We start from the raw sequence: 18,331 nt of genomic DNA, 5'->3' as shown, positions 1-18,331 counted from the left end.
TTCCACACGAGGATTGCTGCGATGCAGCATCTGTGTCGCATAGTTATTGGGCAAATGCGCCGCGCTGCTGCCGGATTGCCGAAATTTAGGACAGGGCATCTGCGGTTGCGGATATCCACATCGAATTCGTGCCGGGCGTCATGGCGCGGCAGACACGGCTGCGCTCCCGGGATCGCTGAACACCGGCGAGCTTTTGGCCTGGAATACGGCATTAACCGGCGGCGCCGGAAACCCCGCGACGAAGTTCAGCTGATATAGCCCTTCTTCATCGCCTTGACGACGGCCTGGGTACGGTTGACGGCGTCCAGCTTCTTGCTGACATGGTTGAGGTAGTGATTGACGGTGTGCTCGGACAATCCGAGAATTCCAGCGATCTCGGAGCTGGTCTTGCCCGCGGCCGTCCAGCTGAGGCATTGGATCTCTCGCTCAGACAGGGCGACGTTGGGATCCTTCCAGAACGAGCCGATCTCCGTCAGACGGTTATAGACGTGGATGGCAATCATCTGCAGTTCCATCATCGCCGTCATCGGCAGATCGACGCGTTTTCCCATCCAGATGACGGTGGCGCGGCTGCCATCGGCGTCATGCACCGGAAAGTAATTGGCCTGGAAGATGCCGTGCTCCCGCAGCAGGGCTATATATTCGTTTGTCTGCGCGGGCCGGCCGGCTTCCTTCTCCCACTCCTCAACCGTCAACTGGAACGGCGTCGTGGTCTCGCGCAACCGACGGATACCGGTGGAGTGCTTGAGAACGGAGATACTGTCGTACTTGCCCATCAACTCAGCCGGCATATTCGACAGGATGGAGGCGCTGGCGAGCTTCTCCGCATCGAAGGAGGGCACCATGCAGATGAGAAACGTCTTGAAGCCGAAAGCCTGGGTCGTTCTCTTCATATAGCGGATTGCGTCGAACTGCGTTTCCAGCGCTGCAATCTCGGATGCGAAATCACCCCCGCGCGGCTGCTCTTTTTCCACCGATTCCGCCATCAGAGTGTCGCGCATTCGCAGTCTCCACCGCACCTTGGCGCGTCGTGCGCGGCGACCGGGCTTCCGCTTGCCCCGTGGCGCAACCCACTCACCATGCCGGTTTTCCTGCTGCTATCCATAGACATTTTCTCAGTTGATCAGTCCGGCGCGTATCGCCTTCGCCACAGTCTGTACACGGTTGACGGAATCCAGCTTGCGCGTTGCACGGCTCAGGTAATGATTGACGGTATATTCGGAAAGATCCAGGATTTTTGCCATTTCGGTGGTGGTCTTGCCTGCCGCCGCCCAGTGCAGGCATTCGATCTCGCGGCGCGACAAGCCAGCCGGCGTCCGGCTGCGGATTTCCCTTATCTCACTGAGGCGACTGAACAAATATGATGCAATGAAGGTCAGCTCTTTCAATTCGCCGGCGTTTACCACTTCGCGATCACCGGCGAAGCCCACGGCGCCGCATGTGCCGTGGACGTCGTGAACCGGGATGTAGACGCCGCGTCCCAGATGGAGGCGTTCGAACAGGTTCAGCACGGCATTGTCCTTGCCATGGGAGCGCCTGTGCGACTCCAGCGCCGTGTCATAGGTGAAGGGGATCGTGCTGCGCCGCAACCGCTCGATCACGGGGCTGCTGGTCATCATGCTGGCAGCGTCATAGCTGCTCAGGAGATCCTTGGGCCAGTTGGTCATGACAACCGATTCAGCCAGCCTTCGGCAAGACTTGGCCGGGACGATCATGACAATGAAACCATGAAATCCGTATGCATCCGAGACCTGCACCAGCGCCTGACGGATATCGGCTTCCCGTGTCAAAGGCTCCGTAATCCGCGGAACGGCGGAACGCACGATGGAGGACAGATGCCGGCTGAAATCGACCATTTTCACTTCCAGACTCGCAGCCAATAGGCTCGACGTTCGCAAAGAAACCGTTCCGCTGCCGCTGAGACCTTTTCGTTTCCCGGCAAGCCGCCGAAGCCATTTCGAGGCAGCGAATCGAATGTCAGCAGGCACCGAATCTGATAGTTGAACCTACAACTCCGCTTTCCCTGCGTCCAGCCGGTGTGCCTAATTTAACCGGAAAGGCAAATACAACCCTAACGCCCCGGCCCCAGACGAACTTCCACATCTTCGCTGATGGCCATCGCCGCCTGGCGAACGGGATGGGCCCAGATCTCCAGTTGTTCCATCGTCACACGGTAAGCCGGCCCCGTTACGGAAATGCCGCCGACGAGATCGAAACCGGTATCGTGGATCGCAGCTGCAACACAGCGAATTTCCGTTTCATGTTCTTCACGGTCAAAGGCATAACCGCGCAGTCGCGCCTCGTCCAGATCACGTTTCAAAGCGGCAACGGAATGATGTGTATTGGCGGTAAAGCGATGAAATGTCAGTTTGCCCAGCGTCTCGGCGAGACGGTCTTGCGGCAGCACGGACAGGGCCGCCTTGCCAAGACCGGTGCAATAAACGGGTGATGCATTGCCGATCTGAGATCCCATCCGAACCGTCTGGCGGCTCTCGACCTTGTCGACATAGATGATTTCCGTGCCGCGCAGCACCCCCAGATGCACCGTCTCGCCGGTTTCCTCGTGCAGCTTGCGCAGATGCGGCGCGGCCACCGCCCTGAACTGGTTTTTCGACCACGACCGGTAGGCGAATTTCAAGAGCCGCAGGCCCGGCTCGTAGCAGAGATCCCGCCCCTGGATGAGAAGCCCCTCCTCGACCAGATGCGCGAGATGGCGATGCAGCGTGCCGCGCGGCTGGTCCGACAAGGCGAGGATCTCGCTGAAGCGAAGCGGCCTGTCCGCACTCACCACGATCTCAAGCACGGACAGAGCCTTGCCCAGCGTGCCCGTGCCGCTATTCTCGGTCCCTGGAGAGGAGAGCATTTCGCGAGTCATGATTCCGTTTCGTTTCACCGGTTCTCCGCCGACGCGATCTTGACAAGCGCTCGGCCGCGGCGCGATAATTCCAAATAGTAAGAGTCCGTTCCACATAATGGAACCAGCTGGATGCAATTGCAAGCCGATTTTCGCGAAGCGTGCATCAGGGAGAGCAACATACAATGGCCTTGCCCGCCGCACAGTTTCCCGACCTCGAGGGTCGTGGCGTCCTTGTCACCGGCGGCGGCTCGGGCATCGGCGCCGCCCTCGTCGAGGGCTTTGCCCGGCAGGGCGCGCGGGTGGCCTTCATCGACATTGCCGAAACGGCAAGCAACGCCCTGGTTGACCAACTCGCCCCGATTGTCGGACATGCCCCGATATTCATCCGGGCCGATCTTCGGGATACACAGTCTCTCGCCTCTATTGTCGACAGCGCCGCTGAAGCGGTCGGTTCCCTCAGCGTCCTTATCAACAATGCCGCGCGCGATGATCGGCAATTGCTGGAGGAAGTGACAGAGGCAAGCTGGGATGAAAGCCTGGCCATCAATCTGCGGCACGTCTTCTTCATGAGCCAGGCCGCAGTGCCGCATATGCGCCGGGCCGGCGGCGGTTCGATCATCAATTTCTCTTCGATCGCCTTCATGCTCAACATGGGGGATATCCCGGCCTATGCGGCCGCCAAGGCCGGCATCGTCGGCCTGACCAAGTCGCTTGCCGGCAAGCTCGGACCGGACGACATCCGCGTCAACGCCGTGCTGCCGGGCATGGTGGTGACCGAGCGACAGAAGAAGCTCTGGCTGGACGACGCCGCGATTGCCGGCATGCTGGAAAAACAATGCCTGAAGCACACGCTCGTTGCGGAGGATATGGTGGGGCCCTGCCTTTATCTCGCCTCCGATTGTTCGGCGCGAATGACGGCACAGACGATGATCATTGACGGAGGCGTATTTTAATGACGGCAGCATCCTATGCCGCGGTGGATTGGGGGACATCGAGCTTCCGCCTGTGGATCGTCAGCGAGAGCGGCGAAGTCCTGGCCGAACGCCGCAGCGGCGAAGGCATGACAACGGCTGCAAAGACCGGCTTCTCATCGATCCTCGAAACGCATCTCGCCGCCGTTTCGGCCCCGCCGCATCTGCCGGTGGTCATCTGCGGCATGGCCGGGGCACGCCAGGGCTGGGTCGAGGCGGGCTATCTCGATACCCCTGCGCCCTTGACCGGCATCGTCAAGGCGGCGGTCACGGTGACCGACGCCAATCGCGATATCCGCATTCTGCCCGGTCTTGCCCAGCGCAGCGAAGCGGCGCCCGACGTGATGCGCGGCGAGGAAACGCAATTGCTCGGCGCCCTATCGCGGCTGGGAAGCGGCAGCCATCTCGTCTGCATGCCGGGTACGCACAGCAAATGGGTGCGCGTCACCGGCGGCATCGTCGACGGGTTCTCGACCTTCATGACGGGCGAACTGTTCGACGTCATCTCCAAACATTCGATCCTCAGCCACGCGGTCACGGATGGCGGCTCCTTTGATGCTGACGATCCGGTGTTTCTGAGTGCCGTCGCCAAAGCTGCGAAATGCCCGGCTCTCGCCACCAATCTGGTATTTGCCGTGCGCAGCGGCCAGTTGCTGCATGAATTGAGCGCGCAGGCTGCCAAGGCGCGGCTCTCCGGCACCCTGATCGGCCTTGAAATCGCCGGCGCGCTGTCGACCGCCAAACCCGGCAGCGGCGTCTGCCTTGTCGCCTCCGGGGCGCTTGCAGGCCTTTATCAATCCGCCCTGTCGGCCCTCGACCTCAAACCCGTGATCATCGATGCCGATGAAGCCGTTCGCCATGGCCTCGCCGCCGCGGCCAACGCCATCTGGCCCGCCTGAAGAAAGAGATACCATGCACCGCATCCCGTTCCCGCCGATGAAATATCCGCTGATCGCCATCCTGCGCGGTCTGAAGCCCGAGGAGACCGAAGGGGTGGTCGGCGCCCTGATCGAAGCGGGTTTCACCGCCATCGAGATTCCGCTCAATTCGCCCGAGCCGTTCCGGTCGATCGAGATCGCCGTGAAGATGGCGCCGGCGGGCTGCCTGATCGGCGCCGGCACGGTGCTGACGACGGAGCAGGTCGAGCGGCTGGACGGCGTCGGTGGCAGGCTGATGGTGAGCCCCAATGTCGAAACGGACGTGATCGCGCTTGCCGCCGCCCGCGGCATGGTCACCATGCCCGGCGTCTTCACCCCGACCGAAGCGCTTGCCGCCGCCCATGCCGGAGCAACCGGGCTCAAGTTCTTCCCCGCCAGCGTGCTCGGTCCGTCGGGCCTTTCGGCGATCCGCGCGGTGTTGCCGCCGGAGCTTGAAATCGCCGCCGTCGGCGGTGTTTCGGAGGCCAATTTCGCCGACTACGCCAAGATCGGCGTGAAGAGCTTCGGCCTCGGCTCCAGCCTATACAAGGCGGGCATGGATGCAGCCGAGGTCGGCAAGCGGGCGCGGGCGACGATCGCGGCCTATGACGCGGTCTACGGAGCGTGACCATGACCGAGACTATCCCGTTCGCCGGCAGCGTCCTCTGTGACGAAGCCTTGATGCTCGGAGAGGGCCCAACCTACGACCCCGCGACCGACACCGCATGGTGGTTCGACATCAAGGGCCAGGCGCTCCACGAGCTGCAGTTGGAAACCGGCCGCAAGGCGGTCCATGCGCTGCCGTTCCTCGGCAGCGTGCTGGCCGTCATCGATCCCACGCGCCAGCTCATCGCATCCGACCAGGGCCTTTTTATCCGCGAGACGGCGAGTGGACGGCTCTCGCTTTTCGCCACGCTGGAAGCGATCCCGACGAACCGCTCCAACGACGGTCGCGTGCATCCCTCTGGCTGCCTGTGGATCAGCACAATGGCCCGCGACGAATCCGCCGGCGCCGGCGCCTTCTACCATGTCGACGGAACCACGGTGACGAGGCTCTATTCAGGCATCAGCATTCCCAACAGCATCTGCTTCTCCCCGGACGGAACGACCGCCTATTTCACCGATACTGCGGTCAATCACCTGATGCGGGTGAGCGTCGATCCGGCGACCGGCCTGCCGACGGGCGATCCCGTCGCGATCAGCGACGAGAACACGACGCCGGGTTGGGTGGACGGATCCGTCTGCGACGCGGACGGCCTGATCTGGAACGCCCGCTACGGCTCGGGCGCGGTGGACGTCTACAAGCCGGACGGAGCCAAGGTGGCCCGTTATGCCGTGCCGGCGACCCAGACCACCTGCCCGGCTTTCATCGGTCGTGCTGCCGACCGGCTGCTGGTGACCTCGGCTTTCCAGAACATGAGCAACGCGGCGCGCACCGCCGATCCGAATGCCGGCAAGACCTTCGAACTCGGCGTCCCGATCAGGGGCCGCTTCGAGCCCGCTTTCCGGCTCTGACACTGCTGCCCCGAAGCGGTTTACAGCCCGAGCGGCGGCGTTCGAGCCGTCCGCCGCCAGCACGCACCGTGCAATACCGCCTGCCCCAAGGGCGGGCCAAAAACTCCCCCAGGAGATTCACGACATGCTCTGCGCTGTCAGTCATTCGCCAGCAGCGAAATCGACCACTTCTGAAACCAGCTCTGCATCTCGGCCACCAAAACCATGATAACCCAAGGAAGCACATCCTCCCGTTCCTTCAGTGCCTCCGTCGATCCAAGTAACCTTGCGAACACGATCCCTGGCCCAAGCCTGAAACGGAGCTACGCCCGCTGGATTTGTGACGCGGCAGCCATCTTTCCGGTGATGAATCACCAATGTTGGAGGCAAGAGGGCAGGATCATGAAGAATATCCGCGACGCCATCCAACGGCCCTGAGCGCGAGTTTAGCTCGCCGGACGCAAGAACCACCTTGTCAGGTATTGCGCCCTGCGCCAGCGCTTTTGCCGTCCGCCGAGTTGCATTGCTGAGCGCAACAATGGTGACCGGGCGCTTGAGGCCTGCCATGTATTCCACGGACTCGCGGAGACTGGTTTCCTTATCGACAAGCAGGATATTGAACCCGTTCGCTGCAAAAGCGTCCCTATTTCTGATAATGGCGCTTAGTGCTTGATCGGTGAAGGTGCCATCCGCGCCAACATTCAGGCGCTGACTGCCTCCCGCCAGAAGAAGCAGGCTTCCTTTCGGATTTTCTACTTGCACTAAAATGTTGGCAACGCCACCAAGATACACGGTCTTCCCGTTTGAAACCGAGTGTCGCGTCTCTTCCTCGGCGCGCGATCGATCTGCTGCGAGGCATGATAGGTTGATCGCCAGCGCTAGATAGAAAGCACACGACTTACAAATTTTCATAAAACGCACCCTCGACGCTATTGGCAGAATCCGCCCGGAATAAATGGGTAGTCGCTAATATCCCGATTAAAGAGAAAGAGTGTTGTGATTGAATTTCGCGCCGTCTAAAAATCGAATTTTGCGACAATCGCGCTGGCAAATTCTCCCATTAAAATATTTTCAACATATTAAGCCACACGCATCGCCTTGTTATAAGGGCGCCTTCTGCACAGCCAGTTCCCCATCGAAGTCAGGACGCCAAGCTTTCTGCACCGGCATCATACGTTCGACCAAGAGCGGCGCAAAAGTTCCATCAAGCGTTGCATATTTTTTAAGGAACCACTGCACGCCTTGAACGTTTCTTCGGTATCACCGGTGCGGCGGAAACGCTTTGGACCCCCCGCGCCCTGATCGACAAAGAACGAAAAGGTAGGTTTGACATGACCAGGAAACTCGTAGCTTCCGTCGCCGCAGGCGCACTTTTTGCAGGCGTAACCGCTTTTGCGCCGCTCGGCTTCGCCCAAGACACCACCAAGCCGGCAACGGAACCGCAGGCAATGGAAACTCCGGCAACCGGCGAACAGCCGGCTGACGCGATGAAGAAGCCGCTGGATCAGGCCGCGCAGGCTCCCGCTGTCGGCTATCTGACCGAACAGGCTGAAGGCCAGATTTCGGCCAGCACCTATATCGGCCAGACGGTCTATAACGCTGCCGATGAGAGCATCGGCGAGATCAACGACGTGATCTTCACCACGGACGGCTCGGTTGAGGCCGCTGTGATTGGCGTCGGCGGCTTCCTTGGCATCGGCGAAAAGAATGTCGCCGTTCCGCTCGAGACCATCGCGGTCGCCGAAGTCCCGAATTCGGATGACCTGAAGCTGACCACGCAGGAAACTGCCGAAACGCTGAAGGCCGCACCGGAATTCAAGACCAGGTCGCAGCAGATAGCCGAACAGAATGCCAATGCGCCGGTCGATACGACGACCACGTCGTCCACGGCGCCGGCAACGGACATGAAGCCGGCTGAACAGCCTGCAACCAACAACTAACCGCTCTACGGTTGGACAGAAGAAACGGCGGTGCGAGAGCGCCGCCGTTTCTCATTCAGAACAACACACCGTAGCGCAGCGCATCATAGATGCCGGCATGGATGTTGCGGCTGGCCACGGCATCGCCGATGCGCAACAGATCGAATTGCCCTTCACGATTGCGAATCCGGATCGGGTTTTCCTGGCGGATCAGCGCCTTGTAATCCACGGCGCCGAGATTGCGCGACATTGGTTTGAGCTCCAGATAGAGATCGGCCATCGGCAACGTACCGTGCTCGACCACCACTTGCGCAACGCGTCGCTCGACGAACGCTGCATCGGAGAAATCCGAGCCAAGCACCGCAACCAGATGATTGCCTTCGCGGCGAACCGATTTCAGCCGCGTGTTGATCGTCACACGGACATTCTTCTCGGCAAAGGCCCTGGCATAGGGCACATGGTTCATGCCGCCGATTTCCGGCGCAAACATGCGCTCCGGCGAGACGATTTCCAGTTCGGTGCCGGTCGCCGCGATCATTTCGGCCGCCGTCATCCCGGTGTGAGCGCCATTGTCGTCATAGAGCAGCACCGGCCCCTCGGGCCTGATCGCACCGGCGATGATATCCCAACTCGAGACCACGAGGTCGTCACCGGCTTCGAGAACCGGGTTCTGCGCAATGCCGCCGGTCGCGACAACGACCAGATCGGGCTTGCGTTCGAGGATATCGCTCGCTTCGGCAAAGACATTGTAATGAATGGGAACGCCGAGCCGTTCGAGTTCGGACAGGCGCCAATCGACGATGCCGATCATTTCCCTGCGGCGCGGATTGCGTGCTGCAAGCAGAATCTGCCCGCCGGCCTCGCCGGTCGCCTCCAGGACTTCGACGGAATGCCCGCGTTCGGCAAGCACCCGCGCCGCTTCCAGCCCGGCCGGTCCCGCGCCTACCACGACCGCTTTGCGGATGGGACCGTTCGTCTTCGAGATCACGTGCGGAATGGTCGCCTCGCGGCCCGTCGCCGCATTGTGAATACAGAGCGCCCCGCCGCCTTCATAGATCCGGTCGAGGCAGTAGGTCGCGCCGACGCAGGGACGGATCTGGCCTTCGCGGCCTTCGATGATCTTCTTGACGATATGCGGATCGGCGATATGGGCGCGGGTCATGCCGACCATGTCGAGCTTGCCCTCGGCGATCGCATGCCGGGCGGTGGCGACGTCAGCGATGCGGGCGGCGTGAAAGACCGGGAATTTCGTCGCCGCGCGGACCTCGCCGGCGAAATCCAGATGCGGCGATGACGCCATGCCCTGGATCGGGATGACATTGGTCAAATGCGCGTCGTGATCGATATGGCCACGGATGATGTTGAGGAAATCGACCTTGCCGGACGCGACGAACCGTTTGGCGATCTCGATGCCTTCCTCCTTCGAGAGGCCGATATCCCACTGCTCGTCGGCCACCATCCGGGTGCCGACGATGAAATCCGGGCCGACGGCCTTGCGCACCGCATCCAGCACCATGTTGGAAAAGCGCATCCGGTTTTCCAGCGATCCGCCATATTCGTCGTCGCGGTGATTGGTTGCGGGCGACCAGAAGCTGTCCAGCAGGTGGCCGTAAGCCTCAATTTCGATGCCATCGAGCCCGGCCGCCTGCATGCGCTGCGCGGCACTCGCATAGTCGCCGACGATGCGCTCGATGTCCCACTCCTCGATTTCCTTGGGAAAAGAGCGGTGCGCTGCCTCTCGAACGGGAGAGGCGCTGAGAACCGGCAGCCAGTCACCCTTGTTCCAGCCGGTGCGGCGACCGAGATGCGTGAGCTGGATCATCACGGCGGCGCCGTGCTCGTGACAGTCGTCGGCGATCTTCTTCAGCCAGGGCACGATCTCGTCGGAATAGGCGTAGAGATTGCCGAAGGCGGGCGGTGAGTCCTCCGAGACGATGGCCGAGCCCGCCGTCATCGTCAGCGCAATGCCGCCCTTGGCCTTTTCGACGTGATAAAGCCGGTAGCGGTCCTTCGGCATGCCGTCTTCGGAATAGGCCGGCTCATGTGCGGTCGACATGATCCGGTTTTTCAGCGTCAGGTGCTTCAACTGGTACGGCTGGAGCAGCGGGTCTTTCGAAAGGGTCATGCTGTTTCCCTGGGAGGATCGATGCCCGGGCTTAATACCAGGCATCCGCCATGCTGTTCTTGCGTCTCTCGATATAGTCCGTCAGCGCCTCGTCTATTGCTACATCCAGAGGCGGCACTTCGTATTCGGCCAGCGTCTTTTTCCACCGCTTGTTGGCGCGTGTCGCCATGTCGGTCGAACCGCCTTCCTCGCTCCATTTTTCGAACGGCTCGTTGTCGGACAGGGCCGAATCCCAGAAGGCCGTCTGGTAGTTGCGCATCGTATGATCGCAGCCGAGGAAGTGGCTGCCGGGCCCGACCTGCAGAAAGGCATCCATGGCGAGCGTGTTGTCGTCGACGACGACACCGGCGAGATAGGAATGCAGCGCGCCGCAGAAATCGGTGTCCATGACGAACTTCTCGTAGGACATGGCCAGCAGCCCATCGAGAAAGCCGGCCGAATGCAGAATGAAATTGGCGCCGCAATGCACCGCCGACAGCATCGACATTACACCTTCCTGCATCGCTTGCGCATCCGGCCGCTTGGAGTTGGAAAAGTTGCCGGCGCAGCGCAGCGGCAGCTTCAGCCGGCGCGCCAATTGCCCGATGACCATCGAGCCGATGGCGGGTTCCGGCGTGCCGAAGGTGGGCGAGCCCGAGCGCAACGACATGGAGGAAAGGAAATTGCCGAAAATGACCGGTGCACCCTTGCGCTCCAGTTGCGTCAGCGCACAACCGGCCAGCGTCTCGGCATAGGATTGGGCGATCGCACCGGCATTGGTGACCGGACCCATGGCACCGCCGAGAATGAAAGGCACGATGACCGCCGCCTGGTTGGCGCGGGCATAGGCACGCAGGGACTTCGTCATCGTGCCATCCCAGACGAGCGGCGAGTTGACGTTGACGTTGCCGAGAATGACGCAGTTCCGGTCGACGAAATCGCGGCCGAACACGAGGCGCGCCATGTCGATCGAATCCTCCGCCCGCTCTTCCGCCGTGATCGACCCCATGAAGGCCCGGTCGGAATATTTGATATGGCTGTAGACCATGTCGAGATGGCGCTTGTTGACCGGAATATCGACCGGTTCGCAGATCGTGCCGCCGGAATGATGCAGCCAGGGGCTCGACTGGGCGAGCTTGATGAAGTTGCGAAAATCCTCCAGCGTGCCGTAGCGGCGGCCCTTGTCGAGATCCATGACGAAGGGTGAGCCATAGGCCGGGGAAAAGACGACGTTGCTGCCACCGATCTCGACATTGTGCGCCGGGTTGCGCGCATGCTGGGTGAATTGCGCAGGCGCGGTCGAAACGATTTCGTTCAGCATTCCCGGCTCGAAACGGACGAGCACACCCTCAACCTTGGCGCCAGCCCGTTTCCAATGATCGAGCGAGGCCGGATCGTCGCGAAACTCGATCCCGACCTCGGACAGGATCCGGTCGGCGACGCGCTCGATCTTGACGAGATTTTCCTCGCCCAGAATATCATAGGTCGGGATGTTGCGGACGATGTAGGGAACGCCCGCAATCTTTGCCGCATTGTCACGCCGCGCGGGGCGCGCCGCGCGAGTGCGTCTTGCCGGTTCTGCGTCTGCCACAAGCGGTTCCATCCATTGCCTCCCATTGTCTCAGTCGAGGCTACTGGTGAAAAAGGCCATTGTAACGCTGGAAAAATTCAACACATGATATAAGCTGAATTTATGGAAACCTTGCGCCGCCTGCTCCCCTCCGCGTCCAGCCTGATCGTCTTCGAGGCGGCCGGTCGCCACCAGAATTTCACCCGCGCCGCCCATGAGCTGGCGATGACGCAGGCTGCAGTCTCCTATGCCATCCGAGGCTTGGAGGAGCAGCTCGGCGTGCCGTTGTTTCACCGGGTCCACCGTGCCGTCCAGCTGACGGAGGCCGGCGAGAAATTCCACGCCGACGTGTCGCTCGGGCTGTCACGGATTCAGAAGTCCGCCGAGGATATCCGCGCGAAGCGGCGCGAGAGCAATGTCACGCTCGCGGCTTCCACCGCCTTTGCCTCGATGTGGATGCTGCCGCGGCTGACCAAGCTGCGCGAAGACCTGCCGGAAATAGACCTGCGGATCCAGACCAGCGTGCGCGATCTCGATCTGGAAGAGGAGCCGATCCCGCTCGGCGTGCGCGGCGGCGGCGATCCCGCCAACTGGCCGCGCTATCACACGGCCCTGCTTGCACCGGAAGTGATCAGCGCCGTGGCGTCGCCCGCGTTCGTCGAGGCTCACGGCATGCCGCAGCATCCCGCCGATCTGTTGAAACACCCGTTGATCCATCTGGAGGAGCCGGTCCGGCGCGCCTATAGCTGGCAGGAATGGTTTGCCAGCGCAGGAGTGTCTTATCCCACCCAGTCTCGGCGGCTGACGCTCAACGACTATGTGCTTGTCATCCAGGCGGTGCTTGCGGGCGAAGGCATTGCGCTCGGCTGGAACCATCTGATCGAGCGGCAGGTCCGGTCCGGTGCGCTTGTTCCGGTCGGCAACCATGTGCTGAAGACGGATCTGTCGTTCTATGTGGTCTGGCCGCGTTCGCGCGAACTCAACCATCAGGCCCGGCGGGTGCGCGACTGGCTGCTTGCGGAAGGTCACCGCGAAATGCTGGCCGGCGAAGGCGACGGGCCTCAGATTGCGAGGGACAGCGCCGGCACGGCTTCCTGATATTTTTCCGCGAGATAACGGAGCGTCGTGACGGCGTCGGCAGGCTTTCCATAGAAATAGCCCTGCCCCATGCCGCAGCCGAGACCCTGCAGTTTCGACGCTTCGGATGAATTCTCGATCCCCTCGGCAACGACTTCGAGCTCCAGCCCGTCGCACATGGCGATGATCGCCTTGACAATGTGTTCCGACGCGCGATCGGCGACAATGCGTGAAACAAAGGCGCGGTCGACCTTGACCTTGTCAAAGGCGAAATCGCGCAGCCGGCCGAGGCTGGATTGGCCGGTGCCGAAATCATCGAGCGATATGCGAACGCCGGCGGCCCTGAGTTCGGTCACGATCTTCTGCGCCACGTCGGCATCGGTCATGACGGCGGTTTCGGTGATTTCCAGTTCCAGGCGACGAGGATCGAGGCCGACGCGATTGATGATCGCCAGCACGTTGGCACTTGTCGACGGGTCCATCAGCTGTGCCGACGACAGGTTGAAGGAGAGAAAGAGCTCCTTCGGCCACTGCAGCGCCGTCTCGGCTGCCTTGCGCAGCAGCGTTTCCGAGAGGGCATCGATGAAGCCACGTTCCTCAGCGAGCGGCACGAAGACGGCTGGTGAAACATAGCCGAGATCCGGGTCGCACCAGCGCGCCAAAGCTTCGAAGCCGGCCACCGTTTCCGTCTCCAGATTGACGATCGGCTGGAAATGCACATCGACCTCGTCGGCGATGATGGCATTGCGCAGCGCCTGTTCGAGCTGCGTAGCGCGCTTCATCTCCTGGGCGATTTCCTGGGAATAGACGGTGATCTGCCCGCGGCCGCGGCGCTTCGAGCGGTAGAGTGCCGTGTCGGCGCTTTTCAGCAGATCCTCGAATTCCTCGCCGGCGAAGGGATAGACGGCGAAACCGAAGGAGGCGGACAGGCGGACGTTGCGTTCACCGAGATCGAAGGGAGCCGACAGCACCTCCTTCAGCATGTTGCCGACCTTCTCGGCGGCCTTGCGCTCGAACACCAGCGGCAGCACGAAGGCGAACTCGTCGCCGCCGGCACGAATGACGGTCGCGCCATCGGGAACGCAGGCAAGCAGCCGATTGGCAACCTGGCAGAGGATTTCGTCGCCGGCATTTGGCCCGAAGAGATCGTTGATCGGCTTGAACCCATCGAGGTTGGCAAGGCCGATGGTAAAGGGCGCCGGGTCGCTCGCGCGGTCGGCGGCGATTTGCCGTACCTTGTCGCGCAGCCGATACGCATTGCCAAGACCGGTCAGCGGATCGGTATAGGCCATGGCATGCAGATCATTCTGGCTTATGTGCTGAGACGACGTTTCAGCAGAATTCATAACGCATTCCCGGATTGGCTCTAAGGCATTGTCAGGAATAGACGATGAACAGCGAGGGTTAAGATTTCGAAAGCATCGCCTGACCAGTTTCCACAGTGCCTCCCCGATTTCTTGGGAGTTGACACGGGTTATTCGGTAAATCTGCCCTGCGCGCCCTCCTTCCCCGGTCATTCGGGGCTCGACCGGACTTCAGCCTGCCATACGTTCGGGTCTGGTGACGACGAACTTGCGGTAGACGGCTTCTATCATGTCGGGGCTGATCGGCTTGGTGATGTGATCGTCCATGCCTGCCGCCTTGCTCTCGTCGATATCGATGTCGAGGGCCTGGGCCGTTACGGCGATGATCGGCGTCTGGAAGGCGGCCGATTTTTCCGCCGCGCGTATCGCGCGCGCCGCATCGAAGCCGTTCATGACCGGCATGGAAACATCCATGAGGACGAGGTTCGGCCGGTATTGCTGCCAGAGCCGCACGGCTTCCTCGCCATTGGCGGCGATGCGGTAGGATATGCCCAGCCCTTCGAGGATCTGGGCAAAGACGAACTGGTTGATTTCGTTGTCTTCGGCGACCACGACTTCGACGTCGGGCGCCGGCCGGCCGGCAGGCCCGATATCCGGCACGATGATATCCCAATCGGCCGGGGCACTGGCCGCACAAGCAACGTCGCCGCCCGAGCCCTTACCGCAAAGTGCAAGCACCCTTGCGCGCAGGTCGCATGCTGTCCAATTCTTTGCCAGTTGCAAGGATGGCAATGCCGTCCAGTTGGTGACCACATCGTGCGCCTCAGGCATCGCGCCGTCGACAACGAGTGCCGCGATCTCGATACCGCGGGCCGCGCAAACCTCCTCGAACGCTGTCAGTTCCGCTCTGGTTCTGACCGCACATGCGTCGAGGCCCCATCGACGCAGCAGCGGCACGAGGTTCTGCTCGAGAACAGCTGACGACGTCACCAGCAGGATCCGGTGCCTGATCGCGGACACCGGCTCGATGATCGCACCGGCTTCGACGAGGTGCTGCATATCGATCGATCGGAAGGGGTCATAGCAATTCTGGGCCGGGACGAAGGCGTTGTAATCCTTGACATCCAGGGGCGACCGGCCGGTCGTGACGCCGTCACGGTCGCCGTAGCCGACGACGAGATCGGTCACGTCGTTCATGCAGGTGACCAGCAGAAATTTTCCCGGGCCGCCAACGCGGAACTTGCGGGTGACCACCCAGAGATCTTCGCCATCGGCCTGGACGATCTGCTCAGGCTGGCAATGGACTGCTCCGGTTTCCAGCGTCGCGCGGTCGGTCCGTTCGAATTTTTCGGCGAGTTCCGGCTCCAGAAGGTCCCACACGGAACGCCCGAGGATGGCCTCCGGCGACAAGCCATGGATTGCGGCGAAGGCCTTGTTGACGGCGACATAGTTCAGGTTGCGGTCTTTCACGCAGATCGGATTGGGCATGCAATCGAGGATGTCCTCGGTCAATTCGATCCGTTCAAGATCGAGCTGTATCTGCTCTTCGCGTTTTTTCTGCTCGGAAACGTCGGTGATGGAGACGATGCCAAGACCGTTGGGGAGCCGCCGCTTGCGCAGGCTGATCCAGCGGTGGCGACCGATGCGCTCCACCACTTCGAAGCGCTCGCGCCAATGGTGGGACAGATGCTCGGAAATCCATTCGTCGCGATTGGAATGCCTGCGGCTCGTTTCCGGAGCGGTGCCGCTGCGGACGCCGGAATCGAAGACGGCGCCGAGAAAATCCCTGAGCCGCGTTCCAGTTTCCAGGAATTGCGCCGGGATGGGGTAAAACTGGAGAATGGGCCGGCCTGCGAAAATGATCTCATCATTCTTGTCGCAGACAAGAATAGCCAGGCCGAGCGCATCAGACATCGCCTCGAGCACCGATTTCTGGATGTTCGCGCCGAAAGACGCTACATCGATCATTGCATAGCCCTCATATAACCTTGGCGGCTTCTTTTTCGCGGGACATGCTGACGGACGTGCCTCGTTGGCCGTATTTGGAATGAAAGCCTCGGGCGGCCAGCTGCGCCACAAGCACCAAATGACAAAACCCGTGCTCATTCAGGTTCTCGGCGAAAGTCGCAGCTTTGTATTAAGGCCTGATTAAACGCACATGACTTTATCGGGCATGCCCTTTTCGACACATCCGGGGATAGAATGCGCGACGTACTTTTCATACAGGGGCGAATCCCGGACAATAGGCCATGCCCATCAAACAACTTTCCGAGACCCTCATCAACCAGATCGCCGCCGGCGAGGTCATCGAACGGCCGGCGAGTGCGGCCAAGGAACTGATCGAGAATGCGCTCGATGCGGGCGCAACGCGCATCGAGATCGCCACCGCGGGCGGCGGCAAGACGCTGCTTCGGGTCGTCGACAACGGCTGCGGCATGGGACCGGACGATCTCGAACTCGCCGTGCGCCGTCATTGCACCTCCAAGCTCGATGACAATCTTCTCGACATCCGCACGCTCGGGTTCCGCGGCGAGGCGCTGCCCTCGATCGGCTCCGTCGCGCGGCTGACGATTGCCAGCCGCCCGGGCGGCGCAAGCCATGGCGCCGAGATCGCGGTGATCGGCGGCAAGCTGCAGCCGGTAAGGCCCGCTGCCGTCAACCAGGGGACCGTGGTCGAGGTCCGCGACCTGTTCTTCGCCACGCCGGCGCGGTTGAACTTCATGAAGACGGAACGGGCCGAAGCCTCGGCGATCGCCGACGTGGTGCGGCGCATGGCGATCGCCTTTCCGGGCGTTCGCTTCGTGCTGTCGGGCTCAGACCGGACGACACTGGAATTTCCATCCACCGGCGACGACCGGCTTGCCCGCATCGCCCAGGTCCTTGGCCGTGATTTCCGCGACAATGCCATCGAAATCGATGCGGAACGCGAAGGCGCGCGGCTGACCGGCTTTGCCGGCGTACCGACCTTCAACCGTGGCAACTCGCTGCAGCAATACGCCTTCGTCAACGGCCGCCCGGTGCAGGACAAGCTGATCTGGTCGGCGCTGCGCGCGGCCTATGCCGAGACCATACCGCAAGGCCGCTATCCGGTGGCGGTGCTGTCGCTGACGGTCGATCCGGATGTGGTGGACGTCAATGTGCATCCGGCAAAATCCGATGTCCGCTTCCGCGACCCGGGCCTCATTCGCGGCCTGATCATCGGCGCGATCCGGCAGGCCCTGGCCCAGGATGGCGACCGCGCCTCGACGACCGGCGCCAGCGGCTTGATGCGGGCGTTCCGTCCGGAACCGCAGCGGCCGCATGGCGGTTGGAGCGCTGCCGCCTCGCCCTACCGGCCGATGGCATTCGATGCGCCGCCGCGCGGATTCGGCGAGGCGCCGCAGGCTGCCTTTGCCGAGATGGCAACACCATCCGCCCGCGCGCCAACGTTTGAACCCGAAGCGATGACCGTATCCCAACCCGAGAGGTCCCACCCACTCGGTGCGGCGCGGGCGCAACTGCATGAGAACTATATCGTCGCCCAGACCGAGGATGGCCTTGTCATCGTCGATCAGCATGCGGCGCATGAGCGGCTGGTCTTCGAAGAATTGCGCAAGGGATTGAATTCCAGGCCGATCCCGGCACAGGCACTGCTCATTCCGGAAATCGTCGATCTGCCGGAAGACGATTGCGACCGGCTGGTGAGCCATGCCGCCGAATTTTCACGGCTGGGATTGGGGATCGAGCGTTTCGGCCCCGGCGCCGTCGCCATCCGCGAAACACCGTCGATGCTCGGCGAAATCGATGCCGTCGGACTGGTGCGGCAACTGGCCGACGAGCTCGCCGAATGGGACACGGCCAATGGGCTCGCCAGCCGGCTCGACTATCTGGCGGCGACCATGGCCTGCCACGGTTCCGTGCGCTCCGGCCGGCGGCTCAGGCCAGAGGAAATGAATGCGCTGCTCCGGCAGATGGAGGCAACACCCGGCTCGGGCCAGTGCAACCACGGCCGGCCGACCTATATCGAGCTGAAGCTTTCCGACATCGAGCGGCTGTTCGGACGCAGTTGACGATACGACATGGCAATTGCTCTGGAACTTTGGCGTTTTGCGCGCTAGAGCATGAATACAACAGATGAT

Annotated in this window: 15 protein-coding genes; 7 read left to right on the top strand and 8 right to left on the bottom strand. The window is 61.7% G+C overall.

Features of this window, described 5'->3' with window-relative positions:
* Nucleotides 1–245: 245 nt before the first annotated feature.
* The 3 genes from A3AY_RS0133570 to A3AY_RS0133560 form a co-directional block, all read right to left on the bottom strand.
* Nucleotides 246–1,001 carry a LuxR family transcriptional regulator gene (locus A3AY_RS0133570; RefSeq protein WP_018330047.1) on the bottom strand — a complete coding sequence of 252 codons (756 nt, stop codon included), beginning with the start codon at nucleotides 999–1,001 and terminating at the stop codon, nucleotides 246–248.
* A gap of 114 nt (nucleotides 1,002–1,115) precedes the next feature.
* On the bottom strand, nucleotides 1,116–1,856 hold the full coding sequence (locus tag A3AY_RS0133565; protein ID WP_018330046.1) for a helix-turn-helix transcriptional regulator: 741 nt from the start codon (nucleotides 1,854–1,856) through the stop codon (nucleotides 1,116–1,118).
* Nucleotides 1,857–2,071: 215 nt separating this feature from the next.
* Complete coding sequence (locus A3AY_RS0133560) at nucleotides 2,072–2,863, bottom strand: IclR family transcriptional regulator (RefSeq protein ID WP_018330045.1); 792 nt, start codon at nucleotides 2,861–2,863, stop codon at nucleotides 2,072–2,074.
* 176 nt (nucleotides 2,864–3,039) lie between these two features.
* Between A3AY_RS0133560 and A3AY_RS0133555 the strand changes: the two genes are divergently transcribed.
* From A3AY_RS0133555 to A3AY_RS0133540, 4 genes are read left to right on the top strand one after another with little or no spacing between them, the layout of a single operon-like run.
* Nucleotides 3,040–3,810, top strand: a complete 771-nt coding sequence (locus tag A3AY_RS0133555) for an SDR family NAD(P)-dependent oxidoreductase (RefSeq protein WP_018330044.1) — start codon at nucleotides 3,040–3,042, stop codon at nucleotides 3,808–3,810.
* The gene (locus A3AY_RS0133550; protein WP_018330043.1) at nucleotides 3,810–4,727 is read left to right on the top strand and encodes a 2-dehydro-3-deoxygalactonokinase; all 918 of its coding nucleotides are present in this window, start codon (nucleotides 3,810–3,812) and stop codon (nucleotides 4,725–4,727) included. The genes A3AY_RS0133555 and A3AY_RS0133550 overlap by 1 nt, the downstream gene beginning before the upstream one ends.
* 13 nt (nucleotides 4,728–4,740) lie before the next feature.
* Nucleotides 4,741–5,373: a 2-dehydro-3-deoxy-6-phosphogalactonate aldolase gene (locus A3AY_RS0133545; RefSeq protein ID WP_018330042.1), complete on the top strand. Its 633-nt coding sequence runs from the start codon at nucleotides 4,741–4,743 to the stop codon at nucleotides 5,371–5,373.
* A 2-nt stretch (nucleotides 5,374–5,375) separates the two neighbouring features.
* Complete coding sequence (locus tag A3AY_RS0133540; protein WP_018330041.1) at nucleotides 5,376–6,260, top strand: SMP-30/gluconolactonase/LRE family protein; 885 nt, start codon at nucleotides 5,376–5,378, stop codon at nucleotides 6,258–6,260.
* Between the two features lie 141 nt (nucleotides 6,261–6,401).
* Here A3AY_RS0133540 and A3AY_RS36870 read toward each other — a convergent pair whose 3' ends face one another.
* Entirely contained in the window at nucleotides 6,402–7,151 is a 750-nt protein-coding gene (locus A3AY_RS36870; protein ID WP_154663370.1) for an alpha/beta hydrolase, read from the bottom strand.
* Nucleotides 7,152–7,570: 419 nt separating this feature from the next.
* Here A3AY_RS36870 and A3AY_RS0133530 point away from each other — a divergent pair, with 419 nt between their 5' ends.
* A complete protein-coding gene (locus tag A3AY_RS0133530; RefSeq protein ID WP_018330039.1) occupies nucleotides 7,571–8,179 on the top strand; it encodes a PRC-barrel domain-containing protein in 609 nt (202 codons plus the stop codon).
* Between the two features lie 55 nt (nucleotides 8,180–8,234).
* Here A3AY_RS0133530 and A3AY_RS0133525 read toward each other — a convergent pair whose 3' ends face one another.
* Both A3AY_RS0133525 and A3AY_RS0133520 read right to left on the bottom strand, forming a co-directional pair.
* Nucleotides 8,235–10,283: an NADH:flavin oxidoreductase gene (locus A3AY_RS0133525; protein ID WP_018330038.1), complete on the bottom strand. Its 2,049-nt coding sequence runs from the start codon at nucleotides 10,281–10,283 to the stop codon at nucleotides 8,235–8,237.
* Between the two features lie 31 nt (nucleotides 10,284–10,314).
* Nucleotides 10,315–11,865 (bottom strand): trimethylamine methyltransferase family protein, encoded by a 1,551-nt coding sequence (locus tag A3AY_RS0133520; RefSeq protein WP_018330037.1) that lies wholly within the window; start codon nucleotides 11,863–11,865, stop codon nucleotides 10,315–10,317.
* 90 nt (nucleotides 11,866–11,955) lie between these two features.
* Between A3AY_RS0133520 and A3AY_RS0133515 the strand changes: the two genes are divergently transcribed.
* On the top strand, nucleotides 11,956–12,930 hold the full coding sequence (locus tag A3AY_RS0133515) for a LysR substrate-binding domain-containing protein (RefSeq protein ID WP_018330036.1): 975 nt from the start codon (nucleotides 11,956–11,958) through the stop codon (nucleotides 12,928–12,930).
* Here A3AY_RS0133515 and A3AY_RS0133510 read toward each other — a convergent pair.
* On the bottom strand, nucleotides 12,894–14,255 hold the full coding sequence (locus tag A3AY_RS0133510) for a putative bifunctional diguanylate cyclase/phosphodiesterase (RefSeq protein ID WP_018330035.1): 1,362 nt from the start codon (nucleotides 14,253–14,255) through the stop codon (nucleotides 12,894–12,896). The two genes, A3AY_RS0133515 and A3AY_RS0133510, sit on opposite strands and share 37 nt — an antisense overlap.
* A 189-nt stretch (nucleotides 14,256–14,444) precedes the next feature.
* Nucleotides 14,445–16,181, bottom strand: coding sequence for a response regulator (locus A3AY_RS0133505; RefSeq protein WP_018330034.1), 1,737 nt, complete (start codon nucleotides 16,179–16,181; stop codon nucleotides 14,445–14,447).
* 281 nt (nucleotides 16,182–16,462) lie between these two features.
* Between A3AY_RS0133505 and mutL the strand changes: the two genes are divergently transcribed.
* Nucleotides 16,463–18,262, top strand: a complete 1,800-nt coding sequence (mutL, locus tag A3AY_RS0133500) for a DNA mismatch repair endonuclease MutL (RefSeq protein WP_018330033.1) — start codon at nucleotides 16,463–16,465, stop codon at nucleotides 18,260–18,262.
* Nucleotides 18,263–18,331: the final 69 nt, after the last annotated feature.

Origin of the sequence: Rhizobium giardinii bv. giardinii H152 (genome assembly GCF_000379605.1) — a bacterium.
In the GTDB taxonomy this organism is placed as follows: Bacteria; Pseudomonadota; Alphaproteobacteria; order Rhizobiales; family Rhizobiaceae; genus Pararhizobium; species Pararhizobium giardinii.
Note: the sequence above shows the minus strand (reverse complement) of the source record. Positions and strands in the feature narration are given on the sequence as shown.